Source organism: Glutamicibacter sp. TV12E, assembly GCF_052441935.1.
Taxonomy (GTDB): Bacteria; Actinomycetota; Actinomycetes; order Actinomycetales; family Micrococcaceae; genus Glutamicibacter.
The window spans coordinates 2,556,186-2,576,204 of sequence record NZ_JBQVVF010000001.1; the positions used below are offsets into that span (position 1 = coordinate 2,556,186).

The window sequence follows — 20,019 nt, forward strand, 5'->3', positions numbered from 1 at the left end:
GGAATTCGGCCGAGACTTGGTAACCTAGTTAGGTGAGCAATGAGATTGAGATCGGCCGCGGCAAGCGGGCACAAAAGGCATATTCCCTGGACGACGTAGCGATCGTACCGAATCGCCGTACCCGTGATCCGAAGGACGTTTCAGTGTCCTGGCAGATTGACGCATTCCAGTTTGATACCCCTATCCTGGGCGCACCGATGGACTCGGTGACCTCGCCGGCCACCGCCATTGCCCTGGGCAAGCTCGGCGGCTTGGGCGTGCTGAACCTCGAAGGCCTGTGGACCCGTTACGAGAACCCGGAAGCCGTGCTGGCCGAAATCGCCGGTTTGAAGTCCGAGGCGGCAACCCGCAACGACCCGATGATCACCGCCAAGCTGCAGGAACTGTACTCGGCACCCATCCAGCCGGAACTGATCACCTCGCGCATCTCCGAGATCCGCGACTCCGGCGTTGTTGTTGCCGGATCGCTGACTCCACAGCGCACCCAGGAGCACTACAAGACCGTAGTTGCTGCCGGCGTAGACATCTTTGTCATCCGCGGTACCACCGTTTCTGCTGAGCATGTCTCGAAGACCACGGAACCACTGAACCTCAAGCAGTTCATTTATGAACTCGACGTCCCTGTCATTGTTGGAGGCGCCGCTGGCTACACCCCGGCAATGCACCTGATGCGCACCGGTGCTGCCGGTGTCCTGGTCGGCTTCGGTGGTGGCGCTTCGTCGACCACCCGTCGTACCTTGGGCATTCACGCGCCGATGGCTACCGCCATTGCAGACGTGGCTGCTGCACGCCGCGATTACATCGAAGAGTCCGGCGGACGCTATGTCCACGTCATCGCCGATGGCGGCATGGGCAACTCCGGGGACATCGTCAAGGCCATCGCCATGGGCGCCGACGCTGTCATGCTCGGCACCGCACTGGCTCGCGCCGAAGAAGCACCGGGCGCCGGCTACCACTGGGGCATGGAAGCAGTTCACGAGGCCAGCCCACGTGGCGACCGTGCCAAGGTTGGCACCGTCGGTTCGCTGGAGAAGGTCCTCTATGGCCCATCCCATGAAACCAACGGCACCTCCAACCTGGTTGGCGCACTGCGCCGATCGATGGCCACTACCGGCTACTCGACCCTGAAGGAATTCCAGCGTGTAGACGTGGTGCTTTCCCCATACGAGTCTGACCGCTTCTGATCTCCAGGATTCGAGCCCAGTTCACGAAAATGAACTGGGCTCGATTCGTTTAACGACGTCGCCCCTCGGGTCTGCGTGCGCAGCCTTGGGCGCTGGAACTCAACGAACAACTGGCGTGGTTCGTTCCCAAGAACCAAAAATATGGTTGTTAGGCCAATCTCACGCCCTCATTATTTCGAGTTCTACACCAAATAGAAGTACGGTTAGAGGGTGTTTAAAACCGCTCTGAAGCCCAAGTGGATCGGCGCCCTCATTGCCGCGCTCGCCCTCGCCACCGGATTCGTCGCCCTCTCGGGTTGGCAGTTCGGCGCCTCCGAGAGCGAGCCCATCGTCAAGGTCGACAAGACCGAGAAGCCGGTAGAACTGATCAAGCACCAAGAGGTCGGCACCGAGCTTCTGGGCACCAAAGCGGACCAGATCGTCACCTTCACCGGTGAATTTGTTCCCGGAACCGACCGGCTCATCGACGAGCGACTCGAAAACGGCAAAAAAGGCGTCTGGGTCATCAGTGAATTCAAGGTTGATGGCGCGGAGCAGGAGGCCGGCATCGCGGTAGTGCGCGGCTGGCAGCCAGAGGAAACCACGCCCTCGGCAGCGCCTCAGGGCGAACTGAAAATCACCGGCCGCCTGCTGCCGAGCGAAGGCCCGGAGAACGAGCACGACCTGCGCAGCAAGACCCTCCCATCGATCGCTTCGGCGCAGCTTGCGAATATGTGGGATTCGGTCCTTTATGACGGATTCATCTCGGCCCACGAGATCACCACTACCAAGGGCGAGAGCGTTCAACAGCCTGGCATCGACATGATCTACGTCGGGCCACAGCCACAGGAAGCCCAGGTCAATTGGCTCAACGTGTTCTACGGAATCGAATGGGTCCTCTTCGCCGGCTTCGCAGTCTTCCTCTGGTACCGCATGGTCCGCGATGATTATCAGCGGGACCTCGATGAGATTGCCGAGAGGGCCGCCCAAGCCCGCGACGCAGGCACCGAACAGAGCCCGCCGGGCACCACGAACGACTAGCATCACGCATACCGACCTCTTTCATGACTCGGAAGGAACCACCAGCCATGTCCAGCACCACCCCCGCACCGAAACCCCGGAAATTTGGCGGCACCCCAGCGCAGATTCGCAGCGCCGCAAAGTTCTACAAGGTCTTTGCCTACATCACCGGTGTGATGCTGTTGCTGCTGGTCGTGGAGATGATCTTCAAGTACTTCTGGTCCCTGGAACTCTTTGTCGGCGGCACCCTGGCAGACGGGGCAGCGAACTCCATCGGCCTGTACAACCGCGCTGAAGTGGTCGGGGGAGCAAACATCTCCTTGGGCATCCTGATCGCCCACGGCTGGCTGTATGTTGTGTACCTGTTCTCTGACTTCCGCCTGTGGTCGCTGATGCGCTGGCCATTTATGCGCTTCATTACGATCGCTCTCGGTGGCGTGATTCCATTCCTGTCCTTCTACACCGAGTCCAAGGTGCATGCAGAAGTGGACCGCGAATTGGCCGCCCACCCCAAGGCCGCCAAGCGCTACTAATCGGGCAACAAGCCATCAGCCAGCGGGCGAACCAGGACACCTGGTTCGCCCGCTGTTTGCGTTCATGTCCTGTCCCCGGGGTGGCGGCTTGGCGCTTGGTGACGCTGATGACAGTTCTTCGGCTGTTTCGCGGGCGGCGAACCGCGTAGACTGTAACGGTGACTACTGCTCCCCTCAATCCAGAACATAAGCCGGTTCTGGTCGTCGACTACGGGGCCCAATACGCGCAGCTTATCGCTCGCCGCGTACGCGAGGCCCGTGTGTACTCGGAGATCGTTCCGCACACCCTGTCCACCGAAGCCATCCTGGCCAAGAACCCTGCAGCGATCATCCTCTCCGGTGGTCCCTCCAGCGTCTACGCCGATGGCGCCCCTTCCGTCGGGGCCGACCTGTTTGAAGCCGGCGTGCCGGTCTTGGGCATTTGCTATGGCTTCCAGGCCATGGCCAACGCCCTGGGCGGCACCGTTGCGGAGACCGGCCTGCGCGAGTATGGCCGCACCGCAACCGCCTTTGACGGCGAAGCGCGCTCCATCCTGGCAGGGGCCGCACAGGCTCCTACCGTGTGGATGAGCCACGGCGACTCCGTCTCCGTAGCTCCAGAGGGCTTCGAAGTATTGGCCACCACCGCTGGTGCTCCGGTCGCGGCTTTCGCCAATGAGGCAAAGCGCCTCTACGGCGTGCAGTGGCACCCGGAAGTCAAGCACTGCGAGTTCGGCCAGGATGTCTTGGAGAACTTCCTGTACAACGGTGCGGGCCTGGCCGGCGACTGGACCGCCGACAACATCGCCGAGGAGCAGATCGAGCGCATCCGCACCCAGGTGGGCACCGGCAAGGCGATCTGCGGCCTGTCCGGCGGCGTGGACTCCGCTGTTGCAGCTGCCCTGGTGCAGCGCGCCATCGGCGACCAGCTGACCTGTGTCTTCGTCAACCACGGCCTGCTGCGCGAAGGCGAAGCAGAGCAGGTTGAAAAGGACTTTGTCGCTTCCACCGGCGCCAAGCTCTACATCGCCGACGAGCGCGAACGCTTCCTGACCGCTCTGGATGGGGTCACCGACCCGGAGACCAAGCGCAAGATCATCGGCCGCGAATTCATCCGCGCCTTCGAAGCGGCAGAGGCGGCGATCATCGCCGAGGCCGCCTCCGAGGGCGAGCCGGTGAAGTTCCTGGTCCAGGGCACCCTGTACCCGGACATCGTCGAATCCGGCGGCGGCGAAGGCACCTCGAACATCAAGAGCCACCACAACGTGGGCGGCTTGCCAGAGGACCTGCAGTTCGAACTGGTCGAGCCGCTGCGCACCCTGTTCAAGGACGAGGTCCGCGCCGTGGGCCGCGAGCTCGGCTTGCCAGAGGAAATCGTCGGCCGCCAGCCGTTCCCCGGCCCGGGCCTGGGCATCCGCATCATCGGCGCGGTCAACGAGGAACGCCTGTCCATCCTGCGCAAGGCCGACGCGATCGCTCGCGCCGAGCTGACCGCTGCAGGACTGGATGAGGAAGTCTGGCAGATGCCGGTAGTGCTGCTCGCCGACGTTCGCTCGGTAGGCGTGCAGGGCGATCACCGCACCTACGGGCACCCGATAGTGCTGCGCCCGGTATCCTCCGAGGATGCCATGACCGCGGACTGGTCGCATCTGCCCTATGATCTGCTCTCGAAGATCTCCAACCGCATCACCAATGAGGTCGATGGGGTCAACCGAGTGGTGCTGGACGTGACCTCCAAGCCGCCAGGAACCATCGAGTGGGAGTAATCCCGCAATAGTGCTAGTCCACGCAGCTTCGGCTGGTGGATCGGAAGCGGAACCGGCATGCCGGTGAGCTGCACCTCAAACAGGTGCGCTTACTGGTTGCGGTTCCGCTTCCCGCAGTTAAAACGTGTTTCGCATCCCTGATCTGCCGGCCTTGTGCACTACGTTAGAAAGAGGCGCCGCTGCACCGCAGTGCGCCCGAAAGTGGTCGGTTCAGTGAAGGGAATGACTGTCGTGGCTAGTGGACAGAATGCTGCCGCCGAGCGGGTAGCAACCTGGGTGAAATCCCTGGGACAAAGCGCGGGTGCAGATACCACCTTGCGGTTTGCCCCGTCGACGTCCAACAGCATCGACATCACCCATGCCAATCCCTCCGGGTTGGCGCAATTTCTTGCCGGACGGCGCACCCGGCTCTCTACGCTGCTGCATGATGCCGAGCAGTACGCCACCGCGCGGCGCACCGCCCGCGCCCTGGCCTCGAAGATCAGCGAGCTCTGGGAAGAGCGCGGCATCGATGTCGGCTACCTGGCCGCCGGTGTCGCCAACTGGCGTGCCGTGCACGAGGGCAAGAGCGAGCCGGTCTCCGCGCCGATCATGCTGGGCCGGATCACCCTGACCAAGCACGTTGATGCCGACGACTACGACCTGCAGCTTGTTGGCCGTGCCACCGTCTCCCCGGCATTCGTCCGCCAATTCGAGGCAGACCACAACGCCAAGGTGGATGTCAGCGCCGTTGACTCCGCCGCCTACTCCATTGCCCGTTTTGATCCGGTGCGCGGCATGGACGCGCTGCGCCACCAGATGGCAGAAGTGCCGGGCGTGGTCGTGGGCCACCGGCTGCTGCTGTCCACCTTCTCCGAGCTTATGGACCCGGCAGACCCGGCCAAGCTCACCGGATCGCACCCGGTCATCGAGGCCCTGATCCGCCAGGACCTGAGCGAAAAGCAGGCCAAGGACTCCGCTGACTCCAAGGCCTCCGAAGCCCTGGCCAACCTGGTTGCAGCCAAGCCGGGAAACACCGCAGCGGCCAAGCCGGAAGCCGCCAAGCCAGCCGGCGCCGCCAGCGACGAGGCGCCCGAAGCGGCAGATGCCAAGCCCGAGCAGGCCAAGTCCGCCGAAGAGGGCGGCTCGCGTCTTCGCCGGGTGCGCAACATTCTCAAGGACAGCACCCGCCCGCGCAAGCAATCCGATGCCGGCGCCGTGGAAGAAGCTTCCACCCGCAAGGTCCACACAGGCAGCAGCACCCTGGTCAAATCCTCGGATGAACGCGACCCGGAAGACGAGCTCTACCTGCTGGATGCCGATGAGTCGCAGTCGAAGATGCTCGACTACGTCGCCGCCGGGGAATCGGTGGCCATCAACGCAGCCGCCGGCACCGGTGCCACCCAGACCGCGCTGAACGCCGCCGCGCTCTTGGCCGCGCAGGGCAAGCGCGTACTGGTGGTTGCCGAGCAGCGCTCAGCCGCCGAAGAATTCGTGAAGCTGTTCAACGAACAGCTGGATGCCGCGAGCCTGCTGCTGGAACCCAATGAGGATCCAGAGCAGCTGCGCACCTTGCTCACCAAGGCCATCTTGCGCAACGAGAAGGCCAGCGAGCCGCAGCTCGGCTCGCTCTTCAAGCGCCTGCGCGAATCCCGCCACGCGCTGCACGAACACGTCAAGTCGCTGCACTCGGTCCGCAGCCGCTGGGGCTGCTCGCCGTACCAGGCCATGCAGGAGCTGGCACGGCTATCCGCGCTGGAACCGGCGCCATCAACCACCGTGCGCCTGAAGCGCTCGGTCCTCGACTCCATGGGGCAGCGCGGCCATGTTGCCGCGCAGCTCAAGCGCGCGGCACAGCTCGGCGCGTACTCCAAGGAGCACACCACCAGCCCGTGGCACGGTGCGCCGCTGCGCAATGCCGAAGCCACCGAACAGGCCCTGAACCTGGCCAGCGGCCTGGGCCGCGACCTGCCAATTCTCCACGAGCACATGGAGAAGATCGCCAAGCAGTCGCAGATCCGCCTGGAAGACAGCTACGACAAGTGGGGCGACCAGCTCCAGCTGCTCGTCGCCGTGCGCGGTTCGCTGGACAAGTTCGAATCGGACATCTTCGAGGGCGACATCGACGATCTGATCGCGGCCACCGCCACCAGCGCATGGCGCCGCGAGCACGGCGTGGAAATGGGCTCCATCGTCCGTTCCCGGCTGCGCAAGATCGCCAAGGAATACGTCCGCCCGGGCATGCACGTCGCCGACCTCCAGGCAGCCCTGCAGGCAGTTTCGGTGCAGCGCGATGCCTGGCGCGCCATCGCCACCAGCCAGCGCAACCCGCAGGTTCCCGGTGGATTGCTGGATGTTGAAGCCGGCTACCATGATGCAGGAGCCCGGATCGACAAGCTGGCGGGCATGCTTCCAGCGGCCCTGGGCTCGCGCTTGCGCGAAATGCCAATCGCCGAGCTGCTCGATACCATTGCAGCGCTCGTCGACCGCCGCGAAGATCTGGGAGAACTGCCCGAGCGCACCCTGATCTCCGAGCAGCTGGCCGAAGCCGGACTGGGCGATCTGCTGGACGACTTCGCCGAGCGCGAGATCGACGCCGACGCGGTCGACAGCGAACTGGAACTGGCCTGGTGGCAGTCCGTCCTGGACGCCATGATTTCCGGGGATGACTTCCTGGCGATGAACGACGGCTCCAAGCTTGAGAAAATCGAAGCCGACTACCGCCTGGCCGACGGCGCGCATATCGCTGCCGGCCCGCAGCGCATCCGCTGGGCCCTGTCGCGCAACTGGAAGGCCGCCCTGGCCGACCACCGCGCCGGTTCGCGGGCCTTGCGCGAGATGCTCAAGTCCGGCAACCCGAGCATAGCCGGCCTCTTGCAGCTCGGCGCCCCGCTGGCCAACTCGCTGACGCCGGTGATCGTTTCGGCTCCGCTGCTGCTGGGCAGCGCGCTGCCAGAAGACGCGGAATTCGATGCGGTCATCCTCCTGGAAGCCAACTACCTTGCCCTGCGCGAGGTCCTTGATGCCTTGCGGCGCTCCAGCCAGGTCATCGCCATCGGCGATGAAATGCTCGGCGGGCCAAAGCGCTTTGAAGTCTCCGTTGACCCGACCGCCCGCGCGGTGGAACTCCAGCAGGAGCGTTCGGCGCTCAGCGCGCTGAACAAGGTCCTGGTTTCGGGTTCGTTGTCCACCGTGTACCGGGGGATCGACGAGGGACTGGTGGAGCAGCTGTCCACCACGTACTACGACTCCAGCATCTCGCGCTTGCCGATGGCCGTGAATATCACTGGCAATTCGCCGCTGCTGCGCAGCGAGTACGTGCCTGACGCCACCGGTTCGCTGTCCAATAGCGAAGATGGCGTGCAGACCACGGCGGCCGAAGTGGCTCGCGTCGTCGACCTGGTCTTCGAGCACTTCAAGAACCAGGGCCGCGAATCCCTGGCGGTCATTGCCTCGAATCGCAGCCACGCGGCAGCCATTGCCGAAGCCATTCGGGTCCAGTTGCCAAATCACAAGTACGCCATGGACTACCTGCGTTCCAAGCAGGAGCCATTCGTTGTCACCACCATGGACCGCCTGATCGGCCTGCGCCGTGATGCCGTGATCTTTGCCTGGGGCTATGGCCGCACTCCGCACGGCAAGACCTTGCACGAATTCGGCGCGCTGTCCCGCGAAGGCGGAGAACAGCTCTTTGTCGCTGCGATGACTCGTTCGCGAAGCCGCATGACCCTGGTCTCCAGCCTGTTGCCAGGCGATGTGGATCTGAACCGCGTCTACCGCGGCGCCCGCCAGTTCTTCGAGCTCTTCGGCCGCGTTGAGGCCGGGGACTCGGGAGTCAGCGCCATGCGCAACCCGCGCTTTGACCCGCTGGTCTCGGACCTGGCACGCCGCCTGCGCGAACGCGGGGCTATCGTCTCGGAAGACTACCGCGGCGTACTCGACCTCTCGGCCCACGTCTTTGATGCCGCTGACACTGGAATCCGCCCGTTGGCGGTAGTGTATGACGGCACCGAACACTATTCAGAGCTCACCGTTCGCGAGCGCAGCCGGCTGCGCCCGGAATTCTTCGAGAAGCATGGCTGGCGCTACGTCCCGCTGTGGACCATTGACGTGTTCACCGACCCGGGAGCCGTCACCGAACGCCTGGCCAGGGCCCTGGCGCTGAAATCATCCAGCAGCCCGGCACCTTCCGGGGATTCGCCTTCGCGCAGTGCTGTGGCAGCAGCCCGCCCGGTGTCAGCCCGCGAGGTGACCACCGAACCAGCGCCCAAGGAAAAGACCGGATTGCTCAAGACGGCGAAGTCCAAGCTGGAGACCAAGCAGGGTGCGGCCGGCGAGCCTTCTGGCGAGAAGCAGGCTGATGGCAAGGAAGCCAAGGCCGCGGAAACATCCGCTGCCGACGCGCAGGCGAGCGACACACCGGCACCGGTTCCAGCCAGCCAGTCCGCTGAGCGGTCGGAGCCCAAGGAGTCATGACTTCTGAGCAAGAACCAACGCACGGCCGCCGCAAGCGGCCGCGCGTTGTCGCACCACCACAGCATTTGGAACAGCGCGTTCAACTTACCGGAAGCTACACTCCGGTCCCGCACTCGGCCTCGGTTGACCGTGCCTTGGCGGACCCGCAATCCGCTGATGGCCCGGCCTCGGCTACTGCCCGAAACCCGGCGCAACGCAGCGCTGATCCATTGGCTGAATTTGTCGCCAAGGACCAGGACCCTCGGATGTGGGGCGAAGCGAAAGAAGATCTCGCCGAGCTCATGAAGCGGGAAAAACCGCCGCACTGGGGCTGAACGCCTTGCTAGTTGACCAAGACGGCTGAGACCTTGCCCCTCGACACCGCGCCGGACAGGTCATCCGAGAGGCTGCTGGCCGCCGCGACCACGATAATCCCTTCACCGGTCGGGGCCGCGCCGTTGAGCATGCCGAATTCGGAGTCAGCGGCACTGTGCGGCACCCACAGCACCGGCACCGATCGGGCAATAGTGCGCGAGGCGATCTCACGGTCAAAACCGTCACCGGTGGTCAGGACGATATCCACCAGCTGGCCGGGATGAAGCAGGGTCACCGTTGCGGGATCGCTCAAGCGCAACGGGACGGCCACGGTGCCTTCAGCAGTGCCGGCGAGGAGTTGCTCGCCCACCAACGCATACTTGCGAATTACCGTTCCTGCGCTGAGCCCCACCGCGATGCGCTGGCCAACCAGCTGTTCGGGGGAATGGAACACTTCCTCATCCTGCGGGTCGAGCCGAACTGTCTGCAGCGAAATCTGGGCGGCAGAGATTTCGCTTCCTGCGGCAATATCGCTGGTCACAATGACCACTTCGCGCTGGGTCAATTGCCCCGAAGAAAAGACATTGAGCACACCAGCCAAGGCCAAGAGCGCAAAGGCGATAGCAAGGGGCTTTCGATAGCGCCGCAGCAGTTCGCTGCGCGTGCGGACAGGACGCAGTTTCGGCCGGGGAATCGTTGGGGGACGGAGCGCCGTGGAGGGCCTGGAGAAATAGTTCATCCTCCCATGCAAGCTGTGGACGTCCACCGCTTGGCTCGCCCGGGCACGAAATGTGAGTAATCAGGGGCCCGGCGGCACGCACCCTAGATGATCTGGTGCACCTGTGCCGGGGTGAACACGAGGTCCACCGGCTGGTCATGCTCGGCAACAGGGAAGGTGCCAGCAGGGACGAATTCATTGTCGTAAACGATCGCCGCGACCCGCACCGGGGAATCCTCGATGAGCGGCAGGAAGCGGTCGTAGTAGCCGCCGCCCTGTCCCAGGCGAAGCCCTTGCTCATCGATGGCAAGCGCCGGGATGATCAGGGTATTGATGTCATCAAACAGCTGCGTTCCCAGCCGTGGCCCTACCGGTTCCATCACCGGGGCCAGGGTGCTGCGCTGGAATTCAATCCCCGGCACATAGGCAGCCCAAGACAAGGCGAACCCTGGTTCGCATACGGGCAGGAACACCTCGATGCCTTCATCGACCATGGCATCCAGGAGCTTCGCGGTATCAGGCTCACCGGGGGAGGAAGTATACGCGGCAACCTTGCGGACGATGCCGGTGCTCTGCGCCAGATATCCGAGAACTGTTCCAGCCAGCTTTTCGCCAAGCTCGGCACGCGTCCGGGTATCCATCGAATCTCTGGACGCTCGGATGGATGCGCGGACAGCCTTCTTCTCGGTGTCGTGGTTCTTCGCAGGGTTCGCAGTCATGGCACCAGCTTACGCAAAAAGCAACGAATTGCACCTGGCCGGCAATGCAGTGCATTTAAGCCACCCTGGAGTATTAAGATGTGCTCATGTTCTTCTCTCGTCGTGCCTCGCAGTTGGTTCCCGAATTGAGTTCGGACCGTTTGCTGCTGCGTCAGTTGACCATGCGCGACGAGACCGAATGGATCAACCTGCGGTATGCCAATGCGCAATGGCTAAGCCCGTGGGATCCCACCAGCCCGATGGGGCCGCCGGAATCGATGACTTATCGGCAGATGATCGCTGGCAAGGATGAGGCGGCGCGCGACGGCACCGGCTATTCATGGGCCATTGCCCTGCCGCAGCTGCATCAGTCCAGGCCGCCATTGATCGGACAGGTATCGCTGTCCGCAGTCCAATACGGTGCCGCACGCACTGCTTCCATCGGCTATTGGATTGATCGCAACCATGCAGGCTTCGGACTGATGCCCGAAGCATGTGCGCTGGTGGTCGACCACTGTTTTGACGACCTGCAGCTGCATCGCCTTGAGATCAACATCCGCCCCGAAAATGCCCCGAGCCTGCGAGTAGTCGAGAAGCTGGGATTCCGGGACGAAGGGGTGCGCCGGGCGTACTTGCACATCGATGGCGCCTGGCGTGATCATCGGACTTTTGCCTTGAACCGCGAAGAGCTACCCAGCACGATGCTCGAACGCATCTACGAACGCAAAGCTTGAATGCGAGTTTCTACAGCCAACGGCCCTTGGAAACGCGCAAAGTAGTGCTGAAAACTTATAGACACACCGACATATTTGCGTGTCACCGCAAGAAAGGTTGCATAGGGTTGTTTTGAAAGAGCCGTACCCGGTTCTAAGGAAGTTGACCGACTCAATCGGTGATGGAGGACGCACATGGCTGGCACGTCACAGAGCGCTTCGCAGGAAGTTGCTGCGACCAAACTCAAGATACGTGTGCGCTATGGCCGATTGTCCGTCGCGCTGGTGGGTGCGCTGGCGATTATCGCCACCGTCCTCGGAGTCGTTTTGGCCCCCTTCACCGCACTGTCCTTCGGAACAGTAGGGATCTTCGCCCTGGTCGCAGTTCTTTCGTTCGCCACCTTGCGCATGCTCGCGGTCCGGGACCGGAACCGCAAGCTGCTGGAGCATTTGGAAGCAACCCGCCAGAAGGCGATGCAGACTCCAGCCTTTGAAGACTCGGCCAACCAGGTCATCGCCCGCAAGCACGAAGGCGACGAGGTCTTTGACGCTCGTCCGGGATCCTCCCGCCGCGCGCCAGCTATCACTGCAGAAGAACTTCGCGCCGAAGCGCTGCGTGTGGCCCACGGCCATGGCGGCGTGAAGCAGCCTGATACCTGGGCGCCAACCCGCGTGCCGAAGCCAACCTACGTTGCGGCATCTGAACGCATCGCCAAGGTTGCCCAGGCTTCCAGCGAAACCGCTGCCCAGCGCATGCCGAAAGCTCCGCTTCCAGCGGAAGAGCCGCTGCGTCCAAGCAAGCAGATCAGCCTGAAGGCCTCCGAAGACGCCAAGCGCCTGGCTTCGGAAGTTTCCGCTGAAGAGCGTGCCGCCGTGACCTCGGTAGCCGTCAAGCGTGAAGAGCACGCCAAGGAATCGGCCCCTAAGGAGCCCGAGGCGCCCGTGGCCGAAACTGTTTCTCCAGTTACCGGGACCTTGCCTGCGGCTGATCTTTCGGTTTCCAGCAACAAGCCGCGGCTGAACTTGGATGCAGTGATGCAGCGCCGCCGCGCATAAAGATTTCGCACTAGAGGCCGATGGCCCCCACCGAAAATTCGGTGGGGGCCATCGCTTTGCCTGGGAGCTGAGTTCCTGGGGTGCCGGCTAGCTCAACATGTCGTCTGAAGGCAGTGGTCCTCGGTTGCCGCGGTGGTGGGCAAAGACCAAAGTGGTTTCGGTGTGGCCCACCGATTCGTCGGTGGCCAGGTTGTCCAGCACCCAGTCGCGCAAGTGGTCGGTGGACCCGACAGCGATATGCAGAAGGTAGTCGGTTCCGCCCGAAACATGGAACATCGAGAGCACCTCTGGAAGGCTGGGGATGCGCTCCACGAAGGTATCGATCTTTTCGCGGTCATGGGCGCGAAGCTTCACCGAGATGAGGGCCTGGACGGTGCGGCCTACTGTGCCGAGGGCAACCTCTGCGTGGTAGCCGGTGAGGATGCCGCGCTCAACCAGTGAGCGGGTGCGCAGCAGGGCCGTGGACGGGGCGATGCCTGCACGCTGGGCGAGTGTGGCATTGGAGATGCGCGCGTTGGCGACCAATTCGTCGATGATGATTCGATCTATTTCATCAAGATCGACGTTTGAAGAATGCTCTGAGTGCTGGGCCATAAGAATATTTCATCACATTCGCAAGCCTTCAGCGCGATATTTGGCCAATAAACCAGCTCATGCCCTGAGCGATAGGGAAAATAAACGGTGAACAAACCGATATATTGGGGTTATGACACGACGTTCAGAGCATACCGGTGAATTCTTCGATACCAGGCTTGCGGCCTACTGCTTGGTGGAACACGAAGGAAAGATACTGCTGACGCTCTGGGACATGCGCCATCGTGATCCGAAATTCACGCCTCGCTGGTCGCTTCCCGGCGGCGGCATCGACCTGGGCGAGCCAATTGTCGAAGGCGCTAAACGCGAAGTGTATGAAGAGACCGGTTACGCGGTGGGGGAGCTGTCCCTGCTGGATGTCACCACCGGTGTGATTCCCGGAGCAAAACGCTACTCGGGCGAAGGGCATCCGATGCAAACCGTGGCCGTGACCTACCGGGCGAAACTTACCGGTGGCGAGTTGCGCCATGAGGTCAATGGATCTACCAGCCAGGCCGCGTGGTTCTCGCGCGAAGAAATCGACCAGCTCAATTGCATTGAGCGGGTGGACAGCATTTTGCGACTGACCGCGCCTCGCGAGTAACCGTCGAATCAAAATACTCTGCCATAGAATCAATAGTGATATGAACTTGCGAAAATCCTCCAGTCTTGGTGTCCTGTGCCTCGCCCTGTTGTTGCCACTGTCTGCTTGCACCGATAACGAACCGGAGGCTCCGGCTGAGTCGAGCCAGGGCGCAGTTTTGAAGTTGGCACGTGGCGGGCAACCGGTGCAGCAGGCACTAGCCGAGGTCTACAAGAATGCTTTGACGGCCAAGGGATACGACGTGGAGATCAACAAGTCCACGGACAACCCATATCAGCAAGTACTTGACGGGCAGGCGGACATCGCCGTGGATTACGCAGGAGCTGCGCTGGGCATGTCCAAGGACGCCGCCGGCATCGCCGGCGAAGACGGTGTGCTCTCCGTTGATGAATTGAAGAATTTGCGCACCGAGATCAATGATTCGGATGGCAAGGCCGCCGCATTGGACTTGAGTGCCGCTGATTCAGGCAAAGTCCTGGTGATGAGCTCGGCCGAGGCGCAAACGCACAGTGTTGATTCCCTGTCCTCGTTGGCTGGTGATTGCCAAAAGATCACCATCATTACCGATGATTCCGAGACGAAGAATCTGGAAGCGGCACTCAAAACCGAAGTTTGCGAGAAGCCGAAGGTTTCTGTGGTGGAGAGCGCTGATCTTGCGACTCAGCTGCGAGCTTCAGTGGACCGCGCCGTCGCCCTGAGCGCCGGCAACGCGATGATTTCCGATGAGGGCTTCAAGAGCATTACCGATACCGCCAAGCTCTTTGACGCGCAGCCTTTCATGTTGCTGGCCAACGGCAACGTGGATGACAAGGCCCGCGGCGAATTGAACAAAATCACCGGGGATCTGTCACAGCAGACCTTGGTGGATTTGAATCGAATGGTCACCGGTCCCGGGGCGATGAAGCCCGCGCAGGCGGCGACCCGCTGGGAATGGATTATCGACTAGCAGGACATGGCACTGCTCCAGCAATTCGAGCACCAAGGATTTCGGCCGCACCTGACGGTGGCCGAGTAACAAGGTGTGTTCTGCACACCTGACATGAGAAAGTGTAATCATGGCAGAATTCAAGCAATCGACGAAACTGCACAACGTCCTCTACGACATCCGCGGTCCGCTGCTGGAGCATGCGCAGCGCATGGAGTCAGAAGGGCACCGTATCCTGAAGCTGAACATCGGCAATCCCGCGCCGTTCGGCTTCGAGGCGCCCGACGCGGTGCTTGTCGACATGATTCGCAACCTGCCAAATGCCCAAGGCTACTCGGATTCCCGCGGCATCCTTTCTGCTCGTACCGCGGTCTCGCAGTACTATCAGACCCGTGGCATCCAGACCATTGGCGTGGACGACATCTACCTTGGCAACGGCGTATCCGAACTCATCACCCTGTCGCTGAATGCGCTGCTGAATAACGGCGACGAGATCCTGATCCCCGCCCCTGACTACCCGCTGTGGACCGCATCGGTTTCGCTGGCCGGTGGCACCCCGGTGCACTACCTGAATACCGAAGAAGAGGGATGGCTTCCCGACCTGGAAGACATGGAAGCCAAGATCACCGATCGCACCAAGGGCATCGTGGTCATCAACCCGAACAACCCCACCGGTGCCGTCTATCCGAAGGAAACCCTTGAGGGGATTCTGGAACTGGCGCGCAAGCATGGTCTGATTGTTTACTCGGATGAGATCTACGAAAAGATCCTCTACGAAGACGCAGTGCACATCAACACCGCTTCGCTGGCCGATGACGTGCTGATCCTGACTTTCTCCGGATTGTCCAAGGCGTACCGCGTATGTGGTTTCCGCGCAGGCTGGATGGCCATCTCCGGTCCCAAGCACCAAGCCGCAGACTACATCGAGGGCATCAACTTGCTGACCAATATGCGCCTATGTGCCAACGTGCCAGCTCAGCATGCGATTCAGACGGCTTTGGGCGGATACCAGTCCATCAACGACTTGATCCTGCCCGGCGGACGGCTGCTAGAACAGCGCGATGCGGCCTACGACCTGCTTTCGGCCATCCCAGGAGTCTCGGTGCAGAAGGCCAAGGGCTCGTTGTACATGTTCCCGAAACTGGATCCAGAAGTGTATCCGATGCACGATGATGAGGTTTTCGCCTTGGAGCTGCTCAAGGCGCAGAAAATCCTGATTACCCAGGGCACCGCCTTCAACTGGGTGCGTCCCGACCATTTCCGGCTGGTGACCCTGCCTAGCGTGCGGGATTTGACCGACGCCGTGGGACGGATTGGACAGTTCTTGGAGGACTGGCGCGCCCGCGCATAGAAGCAACGGAAAACACCATCGCACAACGGCAATTAATGGTGGTCGTGCGATGGTGTTTTCTTTTGTCCAGATATATCTGTGGAACTTTTCCGAGCCAGTTGGCTGATCCAGAACTTTCGGCTTGCCGGGTGATCAATTCTTGAAAAGACTCACCATTCCAATTCATTCTTCGAGACACCGTGGTCTATTGCCAGTACGCTGGCAAATATCCAGATTCACGGTAGTGAAGACCGAAGAAGGAGCCTGCCTTGAGCACATACCCCGCGAACCTGCTCGAAGCCCTGCGTGCCGAGCCGGGCCTGAAACTTTCTCAAAGGGCAACCAAGGATCCCGGGTGGTGGCCCGACGATGCGCCACAGAATAAGAAGGCAGCGCAACAGCGCATGGAAGAGATCGCCCAGCCGCTCTCGGATCTCCAAGAACGGCTCTTCGCGGCATCGGTACAGGGGCAGGCCGCGCCCTCGGTGCTGCTGATTCTCCAGGGCATGGATACCTCGGGGAAGGGCGGCATTGTTCGCCACGTGACGGGCATGTTGGACCCTCAAGGAGTGGACCACCATGCGTTTAAGGCTCCCACGCCCGAGGAATCTGCCCATGATTTCTTGTGGCGCATCACCAAGCGCTTGCCACGCAGGGGAATGGTCGGAGTCTTTGACCGCTCCCACTATGAAGACGTCCTGATCGCTCGGGTCAAGCAGCTGGCCAGCCCGGAAATCCTGGATTCCCGCTACATGAAAATCGTGGACTTCGAGAAGCAACTGGCACAGCAGAACATCCACCCGATCAAGGTCATGCTGCATATCAGCAAGGACGAGCAGTACGAGCGCCTGGCTGAACGCCTGGAACGCCCGGATAAGCATTGGAAGTACTCGCCCGGGGATATCGATGACCGCTTGCTGTGGGAGGACTACCAGCAGGCTTACGAGATCGCCATCAACCGGACCGATAATTCCGCTGCCCCATGGCAGATAGTTCCGGCCGATCAGAAATGGCGGGCGCGGCTGTGCGTTGCCGAGCTGCTGTTGGACGCGCTGCAGCAAATTACCGTGCCATGGCCAGCAGCCGACTTCGACGTGGCCGCTGAAAAAGCCCGGCTGGAAGCTACCAAGTAGCCTTCAGCCAATCAGGACTATTCCGAGTCTGGGCCGACCTGCTTGGCGCGGGCCTGCTCCAGGCGCTGCGAAACTCCGTTGAGCCAATTTTCGCAGTGGGCGGCAAGGGCTTCGCCGCGTTCCCACAAAGCCAGTGAAGCCTCCAGGGCCACACCGCCGGTCTCCAACTGGTTGACCACGGTAAGCAGTTCTTCGCGGGCTTGCTCGTAGGAGAGGTTGGCAATATCTTCAGGGATTTGTGCAGTCATGATGGCTCCAGAGTAGTTCGCGTAGGTTCGAGTTAGCGTGCGGCATCGCCGGCAGGCAGTGATTCGGTGGTATGCGCCGCCAATTGGCCCGATGCCAACCGAATGAAGATTTCGGTGTTGACCGGAGCGTTGGCTGCTTCACGCACAATGCTGCCGTCGGCCAACTGGGTGACCGAATATCCGCGGTCCAAGGTCTGCTGCGGGGAGAGGGCGCGAACCTGCGATTTCAGATGGGTAATCTCGTCGCGGGCACGCTGCACCCGGTAGTGCAATAGGTCGCTGGAACGCTGCCGATACCGGGCCAGGTCCTCGGCACGGCTGGTCACCATGACCTGCGGGTTGGCCAGCACCGGACGTTCACGGACGGCGGCCAGCAATTGGGCCTCGCGTTCCAGCAAATTGTTGATGGAGCGCTCAAGTCGGTTGCGTGCCAACTGCAATCCGGTGAATTCCTCATTGAGATCCGGAACGATGCGCTTTGCCGCGTCCGTCGGGGTTGAGGCGCGCAAGTCCGCCACGTCGTCGAGAATCGGCCGGTCAGCCTCATGGCCAATGGCCGAGACCACCGGGGTCTGCGCGGCGAAGACCGCGCGGACCAGCTCCTCATTGGAAAACGGCAGAAGGTCTTCCAAAGCGCCACCGCCGCGGGCAATGACGATCACATCAACGTCTGGATCAGCATCGAGTTCCTTGAGCGCCGCCATGACCTGGGTGGCAGCGTCAACACCTTGCACCGCGGTATTGATGACCTTGAACTGTGCCGAGGGCCAGCGCAGCGTGGCATTGCGCAGCACATCCTTTTCGGCGTCCGAGTCCCGTCCGGTGATCAAGCCGATGCGTCCTGGAAGCACCGGGAGCGCGCGCTTGTGGCCCGGGTCGAAAAGGCCTTCGGCACCCAATGCTTGGCGGAGCCGCTCCAGGCGCACCAATAGCTCGCCCAGGCCGACCGGCCGCAGATCGGTGGCGTTCAGCGAAAGGCGACCGGTCTTGGCATAAAAGCTTGGCTTGACGCGGGCAACGACGCGGGAGCCAACCTGTGGCGTGGTCTCCAGCTTGCGCATTACCGAGGACCAGATGGTCACTGAAAACGAATTATCTGCATCGACATCGCGCAGGGTCAGGTAGGCGTGCCCATTGCGCACATTGGCTTCCAGAAGCTGCCCCTCAACCCAGGCAAAGGGGGAGTTCTCAATATGGATTTTGAGCTTTTCCGAAAGGACTCGCAACGGCCAAGGATTATCCGCCGTGGTCTGCCCTGCCGTGCTTGGCAAGCTCGCTGCTGTTTGGGGCTCCATCCGGGCCGCTCCTTGGGAATCGAAACGTGGCACCAGCCTGCGCGTTTGCTGCTGCACAAGTGAGACTACCGCATGAGGCCGACGGTTCAGCGGATTAGGGGCCGGGGCGAGGGCGCCAGCAAAGTGGAGCATTGGTGACAAAACGGGTGAAGTTTGTGGTCATTTTCCCCGCGGAGAAGAACGGCAGGGAGTAATTCCAACAATTTGGTCAAGCCTTGATCTTGCTATTGCCCGGTGCCCATCGCACGCGGACACTGTTGAGCATCGGGGAACAACTTCATAAGGACGCAGTCAACATGCTTCGGGAAAATTTTCATGGCTTTGCCACTCGCTCGCTAGGCGCCCTCGCCCTCGCGCTCGCCGCGGGCCTCGTCGCCGGTTCGATTCCGTTGGCTGCAGCTGCCATTCCGGCAAGCAGCGTAGCTCCCATGGCGCGAGCAGCTAGCGTCACGGTGGCCAGCGAATTGTCCATCGACCTGCCTGCCCGGGTCAGAACCACCGACAATCTGAACCTGCGCACCGGGCCCTCCACCGCCTATTCCGTACTGGTGAGCATTCCCAAAGGCACCTCGGTTCCGGTCCTTGGGCGGGCTTCCAGCGGCTGGTACAAGGTCAGCTATGAGGGGCGCACCGGGTATGTCAGCGACTACTACGTGGTCGCGGCCAATGTGCGAACCCTCGACAGCTTGAATCTGCGCACCGGCACCTCGACCAGCTACCGGATCCTGATCACCATCCCGAAAGGAACCACGGTTCCCGCCTATGCGCGGGCCTCCAACGGCTGGTACAAGGTGAGCTATGGCGGATATACCGGCTGGGTCAGCGGCACCTATGTGACCACCTATCCCAAGCCGCCGTCGGCTCCGTTGTATAGCGGCCCGAATCGGACCTCGCGAGTCGTGCTGACCTTTGACGACTGCCCGCGCACCCTGACCGAGTACAATGCGGCCATCGACTATGCCGCCAGCGCCAATATCGGCCTGGTGCTCGCTCCCACGGGTGACTGCATTTCCTCCTACAAATCCCGCTATGGGGTGGACCTGCCCAGCCTGGCCCGAGCCAAAGGCCAATGGGTTATCAACCATTCGATCAGCCATCCCGATCTGCGCCCGCTCAGCTGCCAACAGGCCGGGGCTCAATTGAGCGGCACTGGCGTGCACACCAACTTCGGGCGCCCGCCCTACGGAGCCGTGGACGGGTCAGTCCGTTGCGGCTACGACAGCCGCGGCATGGCCATATGGATCTGGACGCGGGATACCGAGGACTGGGAGGTGAAATCCAAGTCGATCACCATTTCCCGTGCCTCCGCGGCGGTCCCTGGCGACACCGTCTTGATGCACATGCAGTGGTATGGGTTCTCACCGGATTCGCTGCGCCAGATCAAAGCCAACTTGGCCAACCGCGGCATCGGGGTTTGCCGTGCCTACCGGGGATCGGATGGCGCCGGATCGATCGTGCGCACAAGCGTGAAGCTGCCCAGCTCGCTGCCTTGCTGAACGGGCAGGGGCAGCGTGGA

At 61.9% G+C, this 20,019-nt stretch carries 18 protein-coding genes; 13 read left to right on the top strand and 5 right to left on the bottom strand.

The genetic code is table 11. The features are described from left to right. The first annotated feature begins 32 nt into the window (after positions 1-32). The 6 genes from ACT7DV_RS12015 (at position 33) to ACT7DV_RS12040 (ending at position 9,230) form a co-directional block, all read left to right on the top strand. Positions 33-1,184: a GuaB3 family IMP dehydrogenase-related protein gene (locus ACT7DV_RS12015; RefSeq protein WP_444662807.1), complete on the top strand. Its 1,152-nt coding sequence runs from the start codon at positions 33-35 to the stop codon at positions 1,182-1,184. A 210-nt stretch (positions 1,185-1,394) separates the two neighbouring features. Continuing rightward, entirely contained in the window at positions 1,395-2,204 is an 810-nt protein-coding gene (locus ACT7DV_RS12020; RefSeq protein ID WP_444662809.1) for an SURF1 family cytochrome oxidase biogenesis protein, read from the top strand. A gap of 47 nt (positions 2,205-2,251) precedes the next feature. Beyond that, a complete protein-coding gene (locus tag ACT7DV_RS12025; protein ID WP_146275639.1) occupies positions 2,252-2,716 on the top strand; it encodes a DUF3817 domain-containing protein in 465 nt (154 codons plus the stop codon). A gap of 158 nt (positions 2,717-2,874) precedes the next feature. Next, positions 2,875-4,461, top strand: coding sequence for a glutamine-hydrolyzing GMP synthase (gene guaA, locus ACT7DV_RS12030; RefSeq protein ID WP_444662812.1), 1,587 nt, complete (start codon positions 2,875-2,877; stop codon positions 4,459-4,461). Positions 4,462-4,683: 222 nt separating this feature from the next. Beyond that, the gene (locus tag ACT7DV_RS12035) at positions 4,684-8,916 is read left to right on the top strand and encodes a DUF4011 domain-containing protein (RefSeq protein ID WP_444664851.1); all 4,233 of its coding nucleotides are present in this window, start codon (positions 4,684-4,686) and stop codon (positions 8,914-8,916) included. Further along, positions 8,913-9,230 (top strand): hypothetical protein, encoded by a 318-nt coding sequence (locus tag ACT7DV_RS12040; RefSeq protein ID WP_444662814.1) that lies wholly within the window; start codon positions 8,913-8,915, stop codon positions 9,228-9,230. The genes ACT7DV_RS12035 and ACT7DV_RS12040 overlap by 4 nt, the downstream gene beginning before the upstream one ends. Positions 9,231-9,238: 8 nt before the next feature. Here the strand turns inward: ACT7DV_RS12040 and ACT7DV_RS12045 are convergent, their stop codons facing one another. Then, on the bottom strand, positions 9,239-9,949 hold the full coding sequence (locus ACT7DV_RS12045; RefSeq protein WP_444662816.1) for an SAF domain-containing protein: 711 nt from the start codon (positions 9,947-9,949) through the stop codon (positions 9,239-9,241). Positions 9,950-10,032: 83 nt separating this feature from the next. Then, complete coding sequence (locus ACT7DV_RS12050) at positions 10,033-10,647, bottom strand: 5-formyltetrahydrofolate cyclo-ligase (RefSeq protein WP_444662818.1); 615 nt, start codon at positions 10,645-10,647, stop codon at positions 10,033-10,035. Positions 10,648-10,733: 86 nt separating this feature from the next. Between ACT7DV_RS12050 and ACT7DV_RS12055 the strand changes: the two genes are divergently transcribed. Both ACT7DV_RS12055 and ACT7DV_RS12060 read left to right on the top strand, forming a co-directional pair. Next, entirely contained in the window at positions 10,734-11,360 is a 627-nt protein-coding gene (locus ACT7DV_RS12055) for a GNAT family N-acetyltransferase (protein WP_444662820.1), read from the top strand. 174 nt (positions 11,361-11,534) lie between these two features. Then, positions 11,535-12,395, top strand: coding sequence for a hypothetical protein (locus ACT7DV_RS12060; protein ID WP_444662822.1), 861 nt, complete (start codon positions 11,535-11,537; stop codon positions 12,393-12,395). Between the two features lie 87 nt (positions 12,396-12,482). Here ACT7DV_RS12060 and ACT7DV_RS12065 read toward each other — a convergent pair whose 3' ends face one another. Further along, positions 12,483-12,989 carry an Lrp/AsnC family transcriptional regulator gene (locus tag ACT7DV_RS12065; RefSeq protein ID WP_146275629.1) on the bottom strand — a complete coding sequence of 169 codons (507 nt, stop codon included), beginning with the start codon at positions 12,987-12,989 and terminating at the stop codon, positions 12,483-12,485. Between the two features lie 112 nt (positions 12,990-13,101). Between ACT7DV_RS12065 and ACT7DV_RS12070 the strand changes: the two genes are divergently transcribed. The 4 genes from ACT7DV_RS12070 (at position 13,102) to ACT7DV_RS12085 (ending at position 16,960) form a co-directional block, all read left to right on the top strand. Next, on the top strand, positions 13,102-13,572 hold the full coding sequence (locus tag ACT7DV_RS12070) for an NUDIX hydrolase (RefSeq protein ID WP_146275627.1): 471 nt from the start codon (positions 13,102-13,104) through the stop codon (positions 13,570-13,572). A 40-nt stretch (positions 13,573-13,612) separates the two neighbouring features. Then, positions 13,613-14,518: a glycine betaine ABC transporter substrate-binding protein gene (locus tag ACT7DV_RS12075; protein ID WP_444662825.1), complete on the top strand. Its 906-nt coding sequence runs from the start codon at positions 13,613-13,615 to the stop codon at positions 14,516-14,518. Positions 14,519-14,627: 109 nt separating this feature from the next. Next, positions 14,628-15,848: a pyridoxal phosphate-dependent aminotransferase gene (locus ACT7DV_RS12080; protein ID WP_060702144.1), complete on the top strand. Its 1,221-nt coding sequence runs from the start codon at positions 14,628-14,630 to the stop codon at positions 15,846-15,848. A 248-nt stretch (positions 15,849-16,096) separates the two neighbouring features. Further along, entirely contained in the window at positions 16,097-16,960 is an 864-nt protein-coding gene (locus tag ACT7DV_RS12085) for a PPK2 family polyphosphate kinase (RefSeq protein ID WP_444662827.1), read from the top strand. A 17-nt stretch (positions 16,961-16,977) separates the two neighbouring features. Here the strand turns inward: ACT7DV_RS12085 and ACT7DV_RS12090 are convergent, their stop codons facing one another. Then, on the bottom strand, positions 16,978-17,208 hold the full coding sequence (locus ACT7DV_RS12090; protein ID WP_444662829.1) for an exodeoxyribonuclease VII small subunit: 231 nt from the start codon (positions 17,206-17,208) through the stop codon (positions 16,978-16,980). Positions 17,209-17,240: 32 nt separating this feature from the next. Then, positions 17,241-18,503 (bottom strand): exodeoxyribonuclease VII large subunit, encoded by a 1,263-nt coding sequence (gene xseA / locus ACT7DV_RS12095; RefSeq protein WP_444662831.1) that lies wholly within the window; start codon positions 18,501-18,503, stop codon positions 17,241-17,243. A 296-nt stretch (positions 18,504-18,799) separates the two neighbouring features. Here xseA and ACT7DV_RS12100 point away from each other — a divergent pair, with 296 nt between their 5' ends. Then, the gene (locus tag ACT7DV_RS12100; protein ID WP_444662832.1) at positions 18,800-19,999 is read left to right on the top strand and encodes an SH3 domain-containing protein; all 1,200 of its coding nucleotides are present in this window, start codon (positions 18,800-18,802) and stop codon (positions 19,997-19,999) included. Positions 20,000-20,019 lie beyond the last annotated feature (20 nt).

Excerpts from the sequence above, each read along its gene's own strand:
- ACT7DV_RS12080 (WP_060702144.1), top strand. The coding sequence starts at position 14,628 with ATGGCAGAATTCAAGCAATCGACGAAACTGCACAACGTCCTCTACGAC.
- ACT7DV_RS12035 (WP_444664851.1), top strand. The coding sequence starts at position 4,684 with ATGACTGTCGTGGCTAGTGGACAGAATGCTGCCGCCGAGCGGGTAGCA.
- ACT7DV_RS12100 (WP_444662832.1), top strand. The coding sequence starts at position 18,800 with ATGCTTCGGGAAAATTTTCATGGCTTTGCCACTCGCTCGCTAGGCGCC.
- xseA (WP_444662831.1), bottom strand. The coding sequence starts at position 18,503 with ATGGAGCCCCAAACAGCAGCGAGCTTGCCAAGCACGGCAGGGCAGACC.
- ACT7DV_RS12090 (WP_444662829.1), bottom strand. The coding sequence starts at position 17,208 with ATGACTGCACAAATCCCTGAAGATATTGCCAACCTCTCCTACGAGCAA.
- ACT7DV_RS12075 (WP_444662825.1), top strand. The coding sequence starts at position 13,613 with ATGAACTTGCGAAAATCCTCCAGTCTTGGTGTCCTGTGCCTCGCCCTG.
- ACT7DV_RS12055 (WP_444662820.1), top strand. The coding sequence starts at position 10,734 with ATGTTCTTCTCTCGTCGTGCCTCGCAGTTGGTTCCCGAATTGAGTTCG.
- ACT7DV_RS12025 (WP_146275639.1), top strand. The coding sequence starts at position 2,252 with ATGTCCAGCACCACCCCCGCACCGAAACCCCGGAAATTTGGCGGCACC.
- ACT7DV_RS12045 (WP_444662816.1), bottom strand. The coding sequence starts at position 9,949 with ATGAACTATTTCTCCAGGCCCTCCACGGCGCTCCGTCCCCCAACGATT.
- ACT7DV_RS12060 (WP_444662822.1), top strand. The coding sequence starts at position 11,535 with ATGGCTGGCACGTCACAGAGCGCTTCGCAGGAAGTTGCTGCGACCAAA.
- ACT7DV_RS12040 (WP_444662814.1), top strand. The coding sequence starts at position 8,913 with ATGACTTCTGAGCAAGAACCAACGCACGGCCGCCGCAAGCGGCCGCGC.
- ACT7DV_RS12070 (WP_146275627.1), top strand. The coding sequence starts at position 13,102 with ATGACACGACGTTCAGAGCATACCGGTGAATTCTTCGATACCAGGCTT.
- ACT7DV_RS12065 (WP_146275629.1), bottom strand. The coding sequence starts at position 12,989 with ATGGCCCAGCACTCAGAGCATTCTTCAAACGTCGATCTTGATGAAATA.
- ACT7DV_RS12050 (WP_444662818.1), bottom strand. The coding sequence starts at position 10,647 with ATGACTGCGAACCCTGCGAAGAACCACGACACCGAGAAGAAGGCTGTC.